General features: G+C 65.1%; 17 protein-coding genes. 3 read left to right on the top strand and 14 right to left on the bottom strand.

Going from position 1 to position 16,122, the window contains the following annotated elements; translation table 11 throughout:
• On the bottom strand, positions 1 to 401 hold a 401-nt coding region (locus tag B3D39_RS16775; protein WP_286789905.1), incomplete at its 3' end, for an alcohol dehydrogenase catalytic domain-containing protein.
• 294 nt (positions 402 to 695) lie between these two features.
• On the opposite strand from B3D39_RS16775, the gene B3D39_RS16770 reads away from it, so the two are divergent.
• From B3D39_RS16770 to B3D39_RS16760, 3 genes are all read left to right on the top strand, one after another.
• Positions 696 to 2,666 carry a protein meaA gene (locus B3D39_RS16770; protein WP_274961915.1) on the top strand — a complete coding sequence of 657 codons (1,971 nt, stop codon included), beginning with the start codon at positions 696 to 698 and terminating at the stop codon, positions 2,664 to 2,666.
• A gap of 144 nt (positions 2,667 to 2,810) precedes the next feature.
• On the top strand, positions 2,811 to 4,355 hold the full coding sequence (locus tag B3D39_RS16765; protein ID WP_152845697.1) for an ATP-dependent DNA helicase: 1,545 nt from the start codon (positions 2,811 to 2,813) through the stop codon (positions 4,353 to 4,355).
• A 50-nt stretch (positions 4,356 to 4,405) separates the two neighbouring features.
• Positions 4,406 to 5,122, top strand: coding sequence for an SDR family oxidoreductase (locus tag B3D39_RS16760; protein WP_274961916.1), 717 nt, complete (start codon positions 4,406 to 4,408; stop codon positions 5,120 to 5,122).
• On the opposite strand, the gene B3D39_RS16755 is transcribed toward B3D39_RS16760, so the two are convergent.
• The 13 genes from B3D39_RS16755 to B3D39_RS16695 all read right to left on the bottom strand — a co-directional run.
• The gene (locus B3D39_RS16755) at positions 5,119 to 5,943 is read right to left on the bottom strand and encodes a TIGR02186 family protein (protein ID WP_078549806.1); all 825 of its coding nucleotides are present in this window, start codon (positions 5,941 to 5,943) and stop codon (positions 5,119 to 5,121) included. The two genes, B3D39_RS16760 and B3D39_RS16755, sit on opposite strands and share 4 nt — an antisense overlap.
• Positions 5,943 to 6,860, bottom strand: coding sequence for a sulfite exporter TauE/SafE family protein (locus tag B3D39_RS16750; RefSeq protein ID WP_078542579.1), 918 nt, complete (start codon positions 6,858 to 6,860; stop codon positions 5,943 to 5,945). Before B3D39_RS16750 ends, B3D39_RS16755 begins: the two co-directional genes overlap by 1 nt.
• A 78-nt stretch (positions 6,861 to 6,938) precedes the next feature.
• Complete coding sequence (locus B3D39_RS16745; RefSeq protein ID WP_274961917.1) at positions 6,939 to 7,739, bottom strand: purine-nucleoside phosphorylase; 801 nt, start codon at positions 7,737 to 7,739, stop codon at positions 6,939 to 6,941.
• On the bottom strand, positions 7,723 to 8,688 hold the full coding sequence (locus B3D39_RS16740) for an ABC transporter permease (protein WP_078549367.1): 966 nt from the start codon (positions 8,686 to 8,688) through the stop codon (positions 7,723 to 7,725). The genes B3D39_RS16745 and B3D39_RS16740 overlap by 17 nt, the downstream gene beginning before the upstream one ends.
• Position 8,689: 1 nt before the next feature.
• Positions 8,690 to 9,787 carry an ABC transporter permease gene (locus B3D39_RS16735; RefSeq protein ID WP_078549365.1) on the bottom strand — a complete coding sequence of 366 codons (1,098 nt, stop codon included), beginning with the start codon at positions 9,785 to 9,787 and terminating at the stop codon, positions 8,690 to 8,692.
• Complete coding sequence (locus B3D39_RS16730) at positions 9,787 to 11,469, bottom strand: ABC transporter ATP-binding protein (protein WP_274961918.1); 1,683 nt, start codon at positions 11,467 to 11,469, stop codon at positions 9,787 to 9,789. The genes B3D39_RS16735 and B3D39_RS16730 overlap by 1 nt, the downstream gene beginning before the upstream one ends.
• Positions 11,469 to 12,458, bottom strand: coding sequence for a BMP family lipoprotein (locus tag B3D39_RS16725; protein WP_274961919.1), 990 nt, complete (start codon positions 12,456 to 12,458; stop codon positions 11,469 to 11,471). Before B3D39_RS16725 ends, B3D39_RS16730 begins: the two co-directional genes overlap by 1 nt.
• A 152-nt stretch (positions 12,459 to 12,610) precedes the next feature.
• Entirely contained in the window at positions 12,611 to 13,036 is a 426-nt protein-coding gene (gene rimI, locus B3D39_RS16720) for a ribosomal protein S18-alanine N-acetyltransferase (protein WP_274961920.1), read from the bottom strand.
• Positions 13,036 to 13,686, bottom strand: a complete 651-nt coding sequence (gene tsaB, locus B3D39_RS16715; RefSeq protein WP_274961921.1) for a tRNA (adenosine(37)-N6)-threonylcarbamoyltransferase complex dimerization subunit type 1 TsaB — start codon at positions 13,684 to 13,686, stop codon at positions 13,036 to 13,038. Before tsaB ends, rimI begins: the two co-directional genes overlap by 1 nt.
• Complete coding sequence (locus tag B3D39_RS16710) at positions 13,679 to 14,239, bottom strand: NifU family protein (RefSeq protein WP_274961922.1); 561 nt, start codon at positions 14,237 to 14,239, stop codon at positions 13,679 to 13,681. The genes tsaB and B3D39_RS16710 overlap by 8 nt, the downstream gene beginning before the upstream one ends.
• A gap of 70 nt (positions 14,240 to 14,309) precedes the next feature.
• Positions 14,310 to 14,762 (bottom strand): DUF2267 domain-containing protein, encoded by a 453-nt coding sequence (locus B3D39_RS16705; RefSeq protein WP_349678106.1) that lies wholly within the window; start codon positions 14,760 to 14,762, stop codon positions 14,310 to 14,312.
• 9 nt (positions 14,763 to 14,771) lie between these two features.
• Positions 14,772 to 15,227 (bottom strand): universal stress protein, encoded by a 456-nt coding sequence (locus B3D39_RS16700; RefSeq protein ID WP_078521378.1) that lies wholly within the window; start codon positions 15,225 to 15,227, stop codon positions 14,772 to 14,774.
• A 74-nt stretch (positions 15,228 to 15,301) separates the two neighbouring features.
• The coding region (locus B3D39_RS16695) for a branched-chain amino acid aminotransferase (RefSeq protein WP_286789904.1) at positions 15,302 to 16,122 on the bottom strand (821 nt) is incomplete at its 5' end.

Here is a 16,122-nt window from a genome sequence, read left to right as displayed (position 1 = left end):
TCGTCCTGGTTGCAGTGGATCACCACCTCGTCGCCGACTTTCCAGCGTTTGACCTTGTCGCCCACCTTCCAGACGATGCCCGACGCGTCCGAGCCCGCGATGTGATAAGGCTGCTTGTGGCCGTCGAAGGGCGAAATCGGAACGCCGAGACCGGCCCAGACGCCGTTATAGTTCACGCCCGCGGCCATCACGAGGACGAGCACCTCGTGGCTGTCGATCTCCCAAGTGTCGACGACTTCCTGCTGGAACGACTGCTCGGGCTCGCCATGGCGTTCGCGACGGATCGCCCAAGCGTACATTTTCGGGGGGACGTAGCCGAGGGGCGGCATCTCGCCGATCTCGTAAAGGTCCTTCTCCGGCGCATCGTAGGGCGCGATACCGGTTTCCTGATCAAGGGCCATGGCTTTCTCCTGTCTGTCCTTGCCGCGCCGCAGAATCGGGCGGTGTTCGTTCAGAGGGATACGCATGGCTGCGCAACTTTTCAATCCCTGACGTTCCGTTTTTGTAATTTTATGTCCCTCGCGATTTTCGAGCTGCGAGCAAACTCCTATTTATAAAGCTTCGCGTCGCGGACGCTGCGTGAAACCAGTCACGCCGCGTTGCAGCGAATTGACAGGATCACAAAATTCAATTTAAACCATCCCAACGCGCAACAATATTGCGCAACGAAGATTCGTATTCCGATGGAGGCCGCCATGACCGACACGATGCCCGCCAAAGACCGCCCCTGGCTGTTTCGCACCTATGCGGGCCATTCCACGGCTGCCGCCTCGAACGCGCTCTATCGCAGCAACCTAGCCAAGGGGCAGACGGGGCTTTCGGTGGCTTTCGACCTGCCGACCCAGACCGGCTATGACAGCGACCATGTCCTGTCGCGCGGCGAGGTGGGCAAGGTCGGTGTGCCGGTCTGCCATCTGGGCGACATGCGCGCGCTGTTCGATGAGATCCCGCTCGAGCAGATGAACACCTCGATGACGATCAACGCGACCGCGCCGTGGCTCTTGTCGCTCTACATTGCGGTGGCCGAGGAGCAGGGCGCGGATGTGTCGAAGCTGCAGGGGACGGTTCAGAACGATCTGGTGAAGGAATACCTCTCGCGCGGCACCTATATCTGCCCGCCGAAGCCCTCGCTCGCGATGATCACCGATGTCGCGGCCTATACCCGCGAGCACCTGCCGAAATGGAACCCGATGAACGTGTGTTCCTATCACCTGCAGGAAGCCGGGGCGACGCCGCAGCAGGAGCTGGCCTTCGCGCTCGCGACCGCCATCGCCGTGCTGGACGATCTGAAAACCAAGGTGCCGGAAGAGGCGTTCCCCGCGATGGTCGGGCGGATCTCCTTCTTCGTGAATGCGGGCATCCGCTTCGTGACCGAGATGTGCAAGATGCGCGCCTTCACCGAGCTGTGGGACGAGATCTGCCGTGACCGCTACGGCGTCGAGGACGAGAAATTCCGCCGTTTCCGCTATGGCGTGCAGGTGAACTCGCTGGGCCTGACCGAGCAGCAGCCGGAAAACAACGTCTATCGCATCCTGATCGAGATGCTGGCGGTGACCCTGTCGAAGAACGCGCGCGCCCGCGCGGTGCAGTTGCCCGCCTGGAACGAGGCACTGGGTCTGCCGCGCCCCTGGGATCAGCAATGGTCGCTGCGGATGCAGCAAATCATGGCCTATGAGACCGACCTTCTGGAATATGGCGACCTGTTCGACGGCAACCCGGCGGTGAGTGCCAAGGTCGAGGCGCTGAAGGACGGCGCGCGGGCCGAGTTGGAGACGCTCGACTCGATGGGCGGGGCGATCGCCGCGATCGACTACATGAAATCGCGTCTGGTGGAATCGAACGCCGCGCGGATCAACCGCATCGAGGCCGAGGAGACCATCGTCGTCGGGGTGAACCGCTGGCAGCAGGGCGAACCCTCTCCACTGACCGCAGGCGATGGCGGTATCATGGTCGTCGACCCGGCGGTGGAGCAGGAGCAGATCGACCGTCTGAACGCCTGGCGCGCCGAGCGTGACGAGGCCGCGGTGCAGTCCGCGCTGGCTCAGCTCAAGGCGGACGCGAAGGCTGGCAAGAACATCATGGAAGCCTCGATCGCTGCCGCAAAAGCGGGCGCGACGACGGGCGAATGGGCGGGCGTGATGCGCGCCGTCCATGGCGAGTATCGCGGCCCGACGGGCGTGTCGCGCTCGCCCTCGAACCAGACCGAAGGGCTCGACGATATCCGCGAGGCCGTGGATGCGGTCAGCTCGCAGCTGGGCCGTCGTCTGAAATTCCTCGTCGGCAAGCCGGGCCTCGACGGCCACTCGAACGGCGCCGAGCAGATCGCCTTCCGCGCCCGCGATTGCGGCATGGACATCACCTATGACGGCATTCGCCTGACGCCCGAACAGATCGTGGCCAAAGCAATCGAGGACGAGGCGCATGTGGTGGGGCTGTCGATCCTGTCGGGCTCGCATATGCCGCTGATCGAGGAGCTGATGGAGCGGATGCGCGCGGCTGGCCTCGACCACGTCCCGGTCGTCGTCGGCGGGATCATCCCGGATGAGGATGCGAAGAAGCTCCTGAGCTTCGGCGTGGCGCGCGTCTACACGCCGAAGGATTTCGAGCTGAACCGGATCATGATGGATATCGTGACGCTCGCGACTCCGGCCGAAAAAGCCGCCTGAGCGCGCAACCCGTTTGGGATCGGGAAGAAGCGGCGTCTGCTTCTCGACCCAAAAATCCCCGCCGGAGGCTCCCGGCGTCGGACCCCGCGAAAACCGCGCCCTTTCGCCCTTCCGCCCGCCAAGGCGCGCAGGTAAGGTCGCGCCATGACGACCCCCATGATCCAGTTTTCCGAGGACCAGGCCGAGGCTTGGGATGCCGTTGCTTCCGCGCTCGAGGCGGCAGGAGTCGATATTCTCGAAGGCTCGATGACGCCGGAAAGCGGCAGCAATCGCGTCCTTTCGGTGATCGGCAAGGCGGGGTCGGGCAAGACGCTGCTTCTGGCGGAGCTCTATAAAGCGTTGGAGGCGGCAGGCGTCGATCTGGTCTCGGGCGATTTCGAGGGCAAGCGGCGCCGCGAAAAGCGCACGCTGGCGATCCTCGCGCCCACGAACAAGGCGGCGAGCGTGTTGCGCTCGCGCGGGGTGCCTGCGACGACGATCCACCGCATCCTCTACACGCCGGTCTACGATCCCGAATATGAGCGGATCGCGGAATGGCTGACCGGGCAGGGCGAGCGACCCAAGCCCGAATTGCTGATCGAGATGGGCCTGACCGAAGCGACGCTCGACCGGGCGAAAGCCTTCTACGATCTGCACAAATCGATCCCGGCGGCGCTGGCCTCGGCGGGGCTGCGCGGCTCGGATTTCATCAATGGCTGGAAGCGGCGCGAAGACCCGCTCGATATCGGTTTTGTCGACGAAGCCTCGATGCTCGACGAACGCCAGTTCGACGATCTGCGCGAAATCTTCCCGACGCTGGTGCTGTTCGGCGACCCGGCGCAGCTCGCGCCTGTGAACCAGTCGGGCGAGATGGTCTTCGAGCGTCTGCCCGACGAGCGCAAACACATCCTGCACCGCATCCACCGGCAGGCTGAGGATAACCCGATCCTCGATCTGGCGCATATGCTGGGCGATGAGAGCGTGACCTTCGAACAGTTTGAGCGCGAGATCGAAAAGGCCGCCGCCAAGGATGACCGCGTCGTCTGGGCCGAGCGGGTGGAGAGCGATCTGATGGCGCGCTCGCCGGTGCTAGTCTGGCGCAACGCCACGCGCATCCGGCTGATCCATGCCTTCCGCGCCGCCCATTCCGCCCCGGCCGACATGATGCTGCCGGGCGAGCCCTTGATCTGCGACGGGATCGAACTGCCGGTGAAGCACCGCAAGAAGCGGATCGATCTGGAGGCGCGCGGCCTGATCAAGGGCGCGCAGGTGATCTATCTCGGCCCCGGCAAGAAGCCCGGTTTCTCGCGGCTGCATGTGATGGGAGCGGAAGATCCGCGGCTCTCGGCGGCCTCGATCGTGAAGATCGAAATGCCCGACGAGGAGGAGCCGTTCATTCCTTTCGCGGCCCGGATGGGCGCGACCTTCCTGCACGGCGCGGCGGTGACGATCCACAAGGCGCAAGGCTCCCAATGGGAGGATGTGCAGGTCTTCGCGCCGGATATCTATGCGGCCTACAGGGCAGGGCGCGTCGAGGCGGGCATCCCGCTGTGGAAGCGGCTGGCTTATGTCGCGATCACCCGGGCGCAGCATCGACTCTTGTGGGTGGTGCGGGCGCGGCTAGCGCGGCCCTCGGCGCCGCTAACCATTGACGATCTGCCGAAAGGCGGCGGTAAGCTGGAACTGAAAGCCGAACCGCAGGACGGATAGGGCAGGAGCCTCCGGCGGGGATATTTGAGCCAAGGCGAAGGAGGGGCGAGATGGGCGTGATGGTGGTGACCGGGGCGAGCGCCGGGATCGGGCGCGCGGTGGCAGAGGCCGCGCTGGCCGAAGGCTGGCAGGTCGCCTGTCTGGCGCGCTCGGAGGACAAGCTGGCGGAGGTTGCCGCGCAAGGCGACGGGCTGGCGGTGGCCTGCGATGTGAGCGATGCGGCAGCGGTGGAGCGCGCCTTTGCCGAGGTCGTCGCGAAGTTCGGGCGGATCGACGTGCTGTTCAACAATGCCGGGATGTTCCCGCCTGCGGCCTTGCCCGACGAGGTCACGCTGGAGGATTGGGACGCCTGTATCGCGGTGAACCTGACGGGGATGTTTCTCTGCGCCCGAGCCGCTTTCGCGCAGATGCGGGGGCAGGCGCCGCGCGGCGGGCGGATCATCAATAACGGCTCGATCTCGGGGCAGGTGCCGCGCGCGAAATCGCTCGCCTATACGACCACGAAACACGCGATCAACGGCATGACCAAGCAGATCGCGCTGGACGGACGCGATTTCGACATCGCCTGCGGGCAGATCGACGTCGGCAACGCGCGCACCGGGCTTCTGGCGAACATGGATTCGGCGGCGACCAAGACGGCGGAGCCCACGATGGATGTGGCCAATGTCGCGCGCTCGGTGCTGCACATGGCCGGGCTGCCGCTCGAGGCGAATGTGCTCAACATGACGGTGATGGCGAGCGCGATGCCCTTCGTCGGGCGCGGTTAACGCACGAAGCGGAAGATCGCGGCGGCCGCCCAGCCTGCGAAGACTGCAAGCGCGAGTGAGAGCAGCCCGTAAAGCGCCGCATTCTCATGCGCGAGCGTGTAGAGCCAGCGCTCCAGCCCGACTTTGCGCACCTCGATCGCGGATTGGTATTTGTCCACCAGCTTGCCGTCGCGCAGCAGGAAGATGCGAGTCTTGTAATCGCCCTCGGTGAGGTTCGCAGGCAGCGCGAAATCGGCGCGGAACAGCGTGTTGTCCACGATATGCACGCCGCCGGTCTCGAGTTTGTAGAGCCCCTGTTCCTTTCGGATGTCGACGAGCGCTTCGGTGAAGGGGATCGAATCGTCGACGGTGATCGGACCGGAGAAAGCGCGCATCGCGAGCGGAATCGAGATCCGCTGCTGGGTGTCGGTGCGCCGATCGAGGATGTCGCCGAGCGGGCCGGACGTGGCGACGGCGTAATAGCTGGGGGCTGCGGCGACGCCGACCGAAGCCGTGTTCACCCAGATCCCGAATTCGCGCGATTTCTTGCGGATTGTGACCGGGCCGAGCGGCCCTTCGAGCGTCACGATCACCGCGAGCTTCTGCCCTTCGGGCTCCGGCTTCTCGCGTTTGATGGCGCCGTAGATCAGGATCTGGCTGCCGTCGAAGGAGGTCGTGATCCCGATATTGTCGCGGCTGAGGCCCGCCACGATCTGCTCATCGGGTTCGGGGCGATTGGTGATCGGCATTCCCGGACGCGCGGGCAGAACCTGTTGGTCCTGTGCCAGAGCGGGCAGGGCGACAGCGCAGAGGCCGAGGGCGAGGAGGGCGGCACGGATCATCATTCGCCTCCCGTCGCGATGGAGTAGAGGTTGCTCGGATGCAGCACGAGGTCGAGGCCGAGTTTGCCCGCGACGAGGATCACCAGCAGCGCCAGCAGGATGCGCAACTGTTCCGCCTTGAGGCGCGCGCCGAGACGCGAGCCGATCTGTGCACCGATCACGCCGCCGACGATCAGGAGAAGCGCCAGCATCACGTCGACCGTCTGGTTGGTGATCGCGTGCATCAGCGTGGTGAAGGCCGAGACGAACAGGATCTGGAACAGCGAGGTGCCGATCACGACCTTGGTCGGCATGTTGAGCAGATAGATCATCGCCGGGACCATGATGAAGCCGCCGCCGACGCCCATGATCGCCGCGAGGATACCGACCGCGACCCCGACCAGCAGCGGCGGGATCACCGAGATGTAGAGACCCGAGGCCCGGAACTTGAACTTGAAGGGCAGCTTGTGGACCCAGGTGTGCTGAACGCGTTTCTTGCGCACGCCACCGCCCTTGCGCTGCTTTTGGATGGTGCGGATGCCCTCTTGCAGCATCAGAAGCCCGATCAGGCCGAGGAAGACGACGTAGCAAAGCTGCACCGCGAGGTCGATCTGGCCCAGCTCGGTCAGCAGGTTGAAGACGTAGATACCGCTGGCCGAGCCGAGCAGGCCACCCACCAGCAGCACGAGCCCCATCGGGATGTCGACCGCCTTGCGCTTGAGCTGCGCCAGAACGCCCGACACGGACGAGGCGACAACCTGGTTCGCGCCGGTGGCCACGGCGACGGAAGGCGGGATGCCGATGAAGAACAGAAGCGGGGTGATCAGGAAGCCGCCGCCCACGCCGAACAGGCCCGAGAGCAGCCCCACGATGCCGCCGAGCCCCAGCAGGGTGAAGATATTGACCGAGACTTCGGCGATGGGCAGGTAGATCTGCATGAACTGCACCCGCTGAGGAGGTTGCATCGTTAGTGTCCCCGAAGGGCAGGCGAAGTCAAACCCCGCCGTGCCGCAGGGTTACAACTGTTGCAGATATCGTCGTAAAACCTGTTCGAGCTTGGCCGCGCCCATCGGCGCGATCGCCTTGGTCTGCTCGTGGCTGATATTTTCCTGCGCCATGCCCGCCCCCATATTGGTGATGACGGAGACGGCGGCGACGCGCAGCCCGAGGAACCGCGCGAGGATCACTTCGGGAACCGTGGACATGCCCACCGCATCGGCGCCGAAGACTTTGGCGGCGCGGATTTCGGCGGGGGTCTCGAAGGTCGGGCCGGAGAACCAGCAATAGACGCCTTCGGGCAGTTCGATCCCTTCGGCCTTCGCTGCGGCTTTGAGCCCGGCACGGATCTCCGGGTCATGCGCCTCGGTCAGCGGCACGAAGCGGGCATCCGAGGGCTCGCCGATCAGGGGATTGTTGCCCGAGAAGTTGATGTGATCGTTCAGCATCATCAGCCCGCCGGGCTGGATGTCCTCGCGCAGGCTGCCGGCCGCATTGGTCAGCAGCAGGCTCTCGCAGCCGAGTTCCTTGAGGATCTCCAGCGGCAGGCGCATCTCGGCGGGGTTGCCGTGTTCATAATAGTGAACCCGACCGCCGAAAACCGCGACGCGGACGCCTTCGAGCGTGCCGATCACCAGCTTCGGATTGTGTCCCGAGACGCCCGCATGAGGAAAGCCCGGAAGCTCCGAATAGGGGATCGCCACGCCCTCGACCTCCTCGGCCAGATGGCCGAGGCCGGAGCCGAGGATCAGGCCGAGGCGCGGGGCCTCGTCGCCCGCACGCTCGCGGATCAGTTGCGCGAGTTCAGCGCTCTTTGACATAGGGCTGCCCCCCTGCACGCGGCGGGATCGCCTTGCCGATGAAACCCGCGAGGATGATCACGGTGAGGATGTAGGGCACCGCCTGCATGAACTGGATCGGCAGGGTTACGACGCCCAGATCGATATTCGGATAGCGGTTCGAGATCGCTTCCAGCAGGCCGAAGAGCATCGTGGCCCCAAGCGCCGGAACGGGCCGCCATTTCGCGAAAATCAGAGCCGCGAGAGCGATATAGCCGCGCCCGGCGGTCATTTCCTTCACGAAGCCAGCCGCCAGACCGGTTGCCAGATAGACGCCGCCCAGACCCGCCAGAACGCCGGTGATGGCGACGGCGGTGTAGCGCATCCGAATGACCGAGATGCCTGCGGTGTCGACCGATTCCGGGTTCTCGCCCACCGCGCGCAGGCGCAGGCCGAAGCGGGTGCGGAACAGCACCCACCAGGTGATCGGCACCATCGCGAAGGCGACATAGACGAGGATCGAGTGTCCCGAGATCAGGTTCGAGTAGATCGGACCGAGGAAAGGCACATCCTGAACGGCGTCGGCGCCGGGCAGGGTGATCGGATCGAAGCGCCCGTTGCCCGAGAGTTGCGGTGTGCGGCCGCCCTGATGGAACCAGCTTTGCGCGATCAGAACGGTAAAGCCCGAGGCAAGGAAGTTTACCGCGACGCCGGAAATCAGCTGATTGCCGCGGAAGGTGATCGAGGCGAGCCCATGCACGAAAGCGAGGCTCATCGAGCCCCCGACGCCCGCCAGAAGGCCGAGCCACGCATTGCCCGTCACCGCCGCGACCGCGCCGGAAAAGAAGGCGGCCATCAGCATCTTGCCCTCGAGGCCGATGTCGAAGATGCCCGCGCGTTCCGAGAACAGGCCCGCGAGGCAGGCGAGCAGCAGCGGCGTGCCGAGGCGAACGGCGCTATCGAGAATTTCGATGATCGTTCCGAAATCCATCTCAGGCCTCCTTCCGGGCGTTGGCGCGCGCGACGAAGAAACTCTCGATCGGTGCGCGCAGCATGTTGTCGAAGGCCCCGGTGAACAGGATCACGAGCGCCTGGATCACGGTGATCAGCTCGCGCGGGATCGTGGTTTCCAGCGCCAGCTCGCCGCCGCCCTGGTAGAGGAAGCCGAAGAGAAGCGCGGCGAGGAACACGCCGAACGGGTGGTTGCGGCCCATCAGTGCGACCGCGATCCCGATGAAGCCCGCGCCCTCGACCGAGTTCAGCACGAGGCGATGCGCCTCGCCCATCACGTTGTTGATCGCCATCAGACCGGCGAGGCCACCCGAGATCAGCATCGCCGCCATGACGATCTTCACCGGCGAGATGCCGGCATAGCGCGCTGCCGACTCCGACCGCCCGAAGGCGCGGATCTCGAAGCCCAGCTTGGTGCGCCAGATCAGCACCCAGACGAGGTAGCAGGCGAGGATCGCCACAAAGAAAGACACGTTCGCCGGGACCGATTTCGAGAAGAACTGACCGACGAGCGGGAAGTCATGGAAGGTCGGCAGATGCGTCGACGCGCCGAAGCGCGCGGTGGCCGGGTCCATCGAGCCGCGCGGACGCAGCACGTTGACCAGCATGTAGTTCAGCACCGCCGCGCCGATGAAGTTGAACATGATCGTGGTGATCACGATATGGCTGCCGCGCTTGGCTTGCAGATAGGCCGGGATCGCCGCCCAAGCCGCGCCGAAGATCGCGCCGCCCGCCATTGCCGCGATCAGCGCGATGGTCCAATGCGGCCATGGGAAGGCCAGCAGCACCAGCGCCACGCCAAGCCCGCCCAGCGTCGCCTGACCTTCGCCGCCGATATTGAACTGGCTGGCGTGATAGGCGACCGCGACCGCGAGGCCGGTGAAGATGAAGTTCGTCGCGTAATAGAGCGTGTAGCCCCAGCCATAGGGCGAGCCGAGCGCGCCCGAGACCATGACCTTGATCGCCTTGATCGGGTCTTCGCCGATCAGCAGCACCACGATCCCCGAGATCACGAAAGCGATCAGCAGGTTGAGGAGCGGGATCAGGGCCACGTCGACCCATTTCGGTGTCTTTTCCATTATTGGCTCTCCTCGGGCGCGGCGATCGTCCAGCCGTCCATGCCGCGCACGTCCTCGCCGCCCATGCCCGCCATCAGGCAGCCCATGCCGGTCTGCGTGGCGGTCTCGACGGGGCCGATGCCCATGACCTGCCCGTCGAACATGACCGCGACCCGGTCCGAGAGCGCCCGGATCTCGTCGAGCTCGACGGAGACCAGCAGGATCGCGGCGCCCTGGTCGCGCAGTTCGATAATGCGTTTGTGGATGAATTCGATCGCGCCGATATCGACGCCGCGGGTGGGTTGGCCCACCAGCAGCAGCGCCGGATTCCGTTCGATCTCGCGGGCCAGCACGATCTTTTGCTGGTTGCCGCCAGAGAAGCTTTTCGCGGGCAGGGTCGGGATCGGCGGGCGCACGTCGAAGCGTTCCATCGCCTCGGCGGTGTGAGCCACGATCCCCGCATTGTCCATCACGAAGCGGTTCTTCTGATAGGCCGGATCGGTGTGATAGCCGAAGACCATGTTCTCCCACGCGGCGAAATCGAGGATCAGACCGAGGCTATGGCGGTCCTCGGGGACGTGCGAGATGCCCCGGCGGCGCCGCGACTGGCCGTCGCTATGCTTGCCGGTGAGGTCGATCTCTTCGCCGTTGATGCGGATATTGCCGGTGCCCTTGGCGAAACCGCCGAGGATTTCCAGCAGTTCGGATTGGCCGTTGCCCGCCACGCCCGCGATGCCGAGGATCTCGCCCGCGCGGATTTCGAGATTGATGCCCTTGAGGCGTTCGATCCCGTCTTCGTCCTTCACGCGGAGGTTCTCGACCTCCAGCACGGTCTTGCCGGGTTGGGCGGCGGTCTTGTCGACATTCAGCAGAACCTTGCGGCCAACCATCAGCTCGGCCAGCTGCTCGGGCGAGGTCTCGGCGGTCTTCACCGTCGCCGTCATCTCGCCGCGACGCATCACGCTGACCGTGTCGGTGATCTCCATGATCTCACGCAGCTTGTGGGTGATCAGGATGATCGTCTTCCCTTCCTTGCGGAGGAAATCGAGGATCCGGAACAGGTGATCGGCCTCGGCGGGCGTCAGCACCCCGGTTGGCTCGTCGAGGATCAGGATATCCGCCTGACGATAGAGCGCCTTGAGGATTTCCACGCGCTGCTGGTGGCCGACGGAGAGCTCTTCGATCTTCTCGTCGGGATCGACGTTGAGCTCGTATTCCTCGGCGAGGCGCTTGAGTTCCTTGCGGGCCTTGGAGAGCGAGGGGCGCAGCAGCGCGCCATCCTCGGCACCAAGGATGATGTTCTCGAGCACGGTGAAATTCTGCACCAGCTTGAAATGCTGGAAGACCATGCCGATGCCGGCGCTGATCGCGGCCTGGCTGTCGGGGATATGGGTGTGCTTGCCCTTGATCCGGATCTCGCCCGCATCGGCCTTGTAGAAGCCGTACAGGATCGACATCAGCGTGGATTTCCCCGCGCCGTTCTCGCCGATGATACCGTGGATCGTGCCGGGCATGACCCGGATCGAAATGTCCTTGTTGGCCTGCACCGTGCCGAAGGCTTTCGAGATGCCTTTTAGCTCGATCGCGGGCGCGCCCGTGGGCGTGGCGGCAGCGTGGGCCGCTTCGGCCGCATCGCTGGCGTTTTCAGTGGCAAGGGCGGCAGTTGCCTGCCGCCCCGCGTTGTTCGACTCTGTTGTGCTCATCACTCGACCGGGCAGCTGTCGTCCGACATGTAGTCATGCACTTCGATCTTGCCCGACGCGATGTCGGCTTTCGCCTGCTCCACCGCTTTTTCCATCTCGGGTGTGACGAGCGGCTTGTTGTTGTCGTCCATCGCGACGCCGACGCCGTTCTGGGCCAGACCCATCACCTTGATGCCCGGCTTCAGATCGGGGCCCGCCGAGAACGCGTCATAGACGGCGTTGTCGACGCGCTTGAGCATCGAGGTCAGGACCTTGCCCGGGTGCAGGTAGTTCTGGTTGCTGTCCACGCCGATCGACAGGACGTCGCCATCCGCGGCTGCCTGCAGAACGCCGATGCCGGTGCCGCCAGCGGCTGCGTAGATCACGTCCGCGCCCTGGCTGATCTGGGCCTTGGCAATCTCGCCGCCCTTCACCGGGTCGTTCCACGCCGCCGGGGTGGTGCCGGTCATGTTCTGGATGACTTTCGCGTCGGGGTTCACGGCTTTCACACCCTGAACGTAACCGCAGGCGAATTTGCGGATCAGCGGGATGTCCATGCCGCCGACGAAGCCGACGGTGCCGGTCTTCGACGCCATCGCGGCCATCATGCCGACGAGGTAGGAGCCTTGCTCTTCCTTGAAGACGATCGACTCGACGTTGGGCTGGTCGACGACCATGTCGACGATCGCGAACTTGGTGTCGGGGTAGTCGGGAGCGACGGTGTTGAGCGTGTCGCCGAAGGCGAAGCCGGTCATCACGATCGGGTTGGCGCCCGACTCGGCGAGTTTGCGCAGGGCCTGCTCACGCTGAGCTTCCGACTGCATTTCCAGTTCCTTGTAGGAGCCGCCGGTCTCTTCGGCCCAACGCTTGGCGCCGTTGAAGGCGGCCTCGTTGAAGCTCTTGTCGAATTTGCCGCCCAGATCGTAAATGATCGCGGGATCGGCCAGCGCGGCCCCGGCGCTGAGCGCGAGCGCGGTCGCGGCGCCGAGGAACTTGGTGAAATAGGTCATGGATTACTCCCGAACGTTATGGCCCTGTTGGATAAGCCTGTTGGCGCGCTCGGTTCAGCGCGCGGACCCGGCGATTTGGGCAGAGCTTGCCAAGGGGGTCAAGCGTCAAGTTGTGGATGACGCGGGGTCGCAAGACAAATTTGATTGAACGGTCAGCTTGTCGCTCTAGCGAGCGGCAAAGTTAGAACCAGCGCGTCGATGCGATCGCCTTCCGGGCTGCGGTAATACCCCTTGCGACGCCCCGATTCCTTCCACCCGGTCGCGGCATAAAGCGCGCGTGCGGCGTCATTCTCGGCGGAAACTTCGAGGAAGGCGCTTTCGGCCCCCAGCGCCTCGGCTTCCTGCGCGAACCGCTCCACCAGCGCGCGGCCGGTGCCGTTGCGCCGCGCTTTCGGGTCGACGGCGAGGGTCAGAAGCTCGGCTTCGCCCGCGATGACGCGTCCCAGCAGGAAGCCTCGGTTTTCGTTCAACAGGAAGGTGCCGGGGCCGCGCATCAGATTCCGGAATTCGGCCTCGTTCCACGGGCGTGGTGTGGTGAAGCAGGCGGCATGCAACTCGGCGAGGGCTTCGGCGCGCATCAGTCGAGGATCCTTGGCGGCGGATCGGAGGGCGGGGCTGCGTCAGCGGCACGCAGATAAAGCGGCGCGGGGCGCTCTCCGGGGATGAATTCGCGAGAGGCTGCGATCCGTGCGATGGCTTCGGCGGGGGCGAAAGCCGCGGGCGCGGCGGCGGCTCCGATCCGTGTGGCGACCTCCTCGGCGGCAGTGCCGATGCAGGTCAGGCCGGGCTCAGCCAAGCCCTCGGGCAGCGCGTCGAGCTCATGCAGATCGAGCGGGATGGCCTGTGCGGTACGGAAGCCTTCGAGATAGACGCGTTCGCGCGGTGCTGCGACGGCGGCAAGCACCGGACCTTCGCTGCCGAATTGCGCCGCGTCGGTGATCGAGACGCCGAGCGCCGGGGCCCGCAGGCTCAACGACAGGCCGCGCGCGGCGGAGACGGCGATGCGGACACCGGTGAAATTTCCCGGCCCGATCCCGACGCCGATCCGCGTCAGGTCGCGCCAGCCGACGCCCGCCTCTGCGAGCACCTCTTCGAGAAGCGGCATCAGCCGTTCGGCCTGTCCGCGTCCCATTTCCTCGTGGCGCGCAGCGAGGCAGTCATCACCCGACAGCAAAGCGGCCGCGCAATGCGCGGCCGATGTGTCGAAGCCTAGCGTCAGATCAGGCATTGACCGGACGGACCTCTGAAACCTCGGGGATGTAATGTCTGAGCAGGTTCTCGATCCCCATCTTGAGCGTCAGCGTCGACGAGGGGCAGCCTGCGCAGGCGCCCTGCATGTGCAGGTAGACCACACCACGCTCGAACCCGTGGAAGGTGATGTCGCCACCGTCCTGCGCCACGGCCGGGCGCACGCGGGTGTCGAGCAGTTCCTTGATCTGCGAGACGATCGCGCCGTCCTCGCCGTCATGCTCGGCATGGCCCGAGGGCGCAGCTTCGCCTTCGATCACCGGGGCGCCGGACTGGAAATGCTCCATGATCGCGCCGAGGATCGCCGGTTTCGCGTGATCCCATCTGGTCGCGTCATCTTTCGTCACGGTCACGAAATCCGAGCCGAAGAACACGCCGGTCACGCCGGGCACTGCGAAGACGCGCTTGGCCAGCGGCGATTTGGCCGCCGTCTCGGCGGTGGGAAAATCAGCGGTGCCGGTCTCCAGCACGGTCTGGCCGGGCAGGAATTTCAGCGTCGCGGGGTTCGGGGTCGTCTCGGTCTGAATAAACATCGCGTGCCTCCTTGGCTTGCCGCTCATATGCGCCTTCCGACAGAAATAATCAAGTAATCGCGGCTATGCGCTAGATGATGCGCGGCGCGATCTGGGCGGGATCGGTGACCTCCGGGCGCCAGAACGCCTCCGCTTCCGGTCCGATCCGCGCGAGAGCGGCCTCGAAGTCACGATGGTTGACATGGCGCCAGAGCGCAAAGGCGGTGGCCTCGATGGCGTTATCGGGGGTCAGGTTGTGGTGCGGGCGCAACGCCTGCGCTTCGCGGGCCATCTCGGTCCGGCTGCCGAACGGGCGCGGCGCCGCCATCACATCCCAGTGATACAGGAAGATCGCGCGCAACACCGCTGGCAGGCAATCGGCGAAGGCGATGGCCTCGACAGGGCGCAGCCGCGCACGGAAGGTGACGAAGACGCCCTCCACCGCCGTGTAGGTCATGTTGTCGGAGTCGAGGCCCATCCGATCGCGCGCATCTGCGAGGAAGGAGGCGAACTCCTTCTGCGCGTGGCGGTAGGTCCAGGGCATCGGCATCGGTCAGGTGATCTGTTCGAGCTTTTCCTTCGACATCTCGCCCGGCACGATGGTCAGCGGGCAGGGCAGCGTGCCCGCCTGCTTGACCATCTGGCTGACCAGCGGCCCCGCACCGCCCTTGCCGGAGCCTGCGCCGAGGACCAGCACGCCGATCTCGGGATGTTCGTCCATCACGGCGATGATCTCGGGCACGGGTTCGCCCTCGCGGATCACCAGTTCCGGCTCCACGCCCTGACGGTCGCGCATCCATTTCGCGAAAACCTCGAAATGCGCCTCGATCCGCTCACGGGCTTCTTCGCGCATGATCTCGGCCACGCCGATCCAGTGCTGGTATTCGTCGGGCGGGATCACCGACAGGATGATCACGCCGCCGCCGGTATGGTTTGCGCGCATCGCCGCGAAACGCATCGCGTTGAGGCATTCGCGGGTATCGTCGAGCACAACCAGAAACTTGCGCATGGCTCCTCCGGGACGGGGTGTGCGTGGATCATCGCTCGGCGCGAGGTCTTTGGCAACCGCGGGGGTGTCGAGGTTCAAAGCGGCGACCCTTGCGCCCAGTCCATATAGGCCTCGCGCGCCCGCTGCGTGCCCTTGCCGGGCGTATAGCTGACATCGTCGAAACCTGCGACCGGCGTGACCTTGGCGAAGTTGCCGGTCAGGAAGACCTCGTCGGCATTGCGGAAATCGTCGAGCGTCAGCACCGCTTCATGCACCGTCTCGCCGCCCTCGCGCAGCAGGCCCATGATCCGCTTGCGCGTGAGCCCCGCGAGGAAGGTGCCGTTCGGCATGGGCGTGAAATACTCGCCATCCTTCACCATCCAAACATTCGCGGTCGCGCTTTCTGCGACATTGCCCATCGCATCCTGCACGAGCGCGTTGCCGAAGCCCTTGCGCTGCGCCTCGACCAGCATCCGGGCGTTGTTCGGATAGAGGCAGCCCGCCTTCGCATCGGTGACGTTATCGGCCAGAACAGGACGGCGGAATTGCGTGGTGGTCAGCGTCGTCGACTTGCCGGGATCGGGCATCGCCACCTCTTCGAGGCAGAGTGCGAATCCGGTCTCGCCGGGCTTCGGCGCCACGCCCAGATCGGAACCCGCAATCGCCCAATACATCGGGCGCACGTAAACAGCGGCGCCCGTATTGTATTTGCGCAGGCCCTCGCGCGCGATTTCGACCATGTCCTCGGGCGCGATGGTCGGCGTGATCATCAGCGCCTCGGCGGAGCGGTTGGTGCGCGCGCAATGCGCGTCGAGATCGGGGACGACCCCGTCGAAAAGCCGCGCCCCGTCAAAGACCGAGCTGCCTTGCCAAAGCCCGTGATCGGCGGCGCGCATGACGGCGATATCGCCCTCGT

It is taken from the genome of Thioclava sp. UBA3469, assembly GCF_002378135.1.
GTDB lineage: Bacteria > Pseudomonadota > Alphaproteobacteria > Rhodobacterales > Rhodobacteraceae > Thioclava > Thioclava sediminum.
Note: the sequence above shows the minus strand (reverse complement) of the source record. Positions and strands in the feature narration are given on the sequence as shown.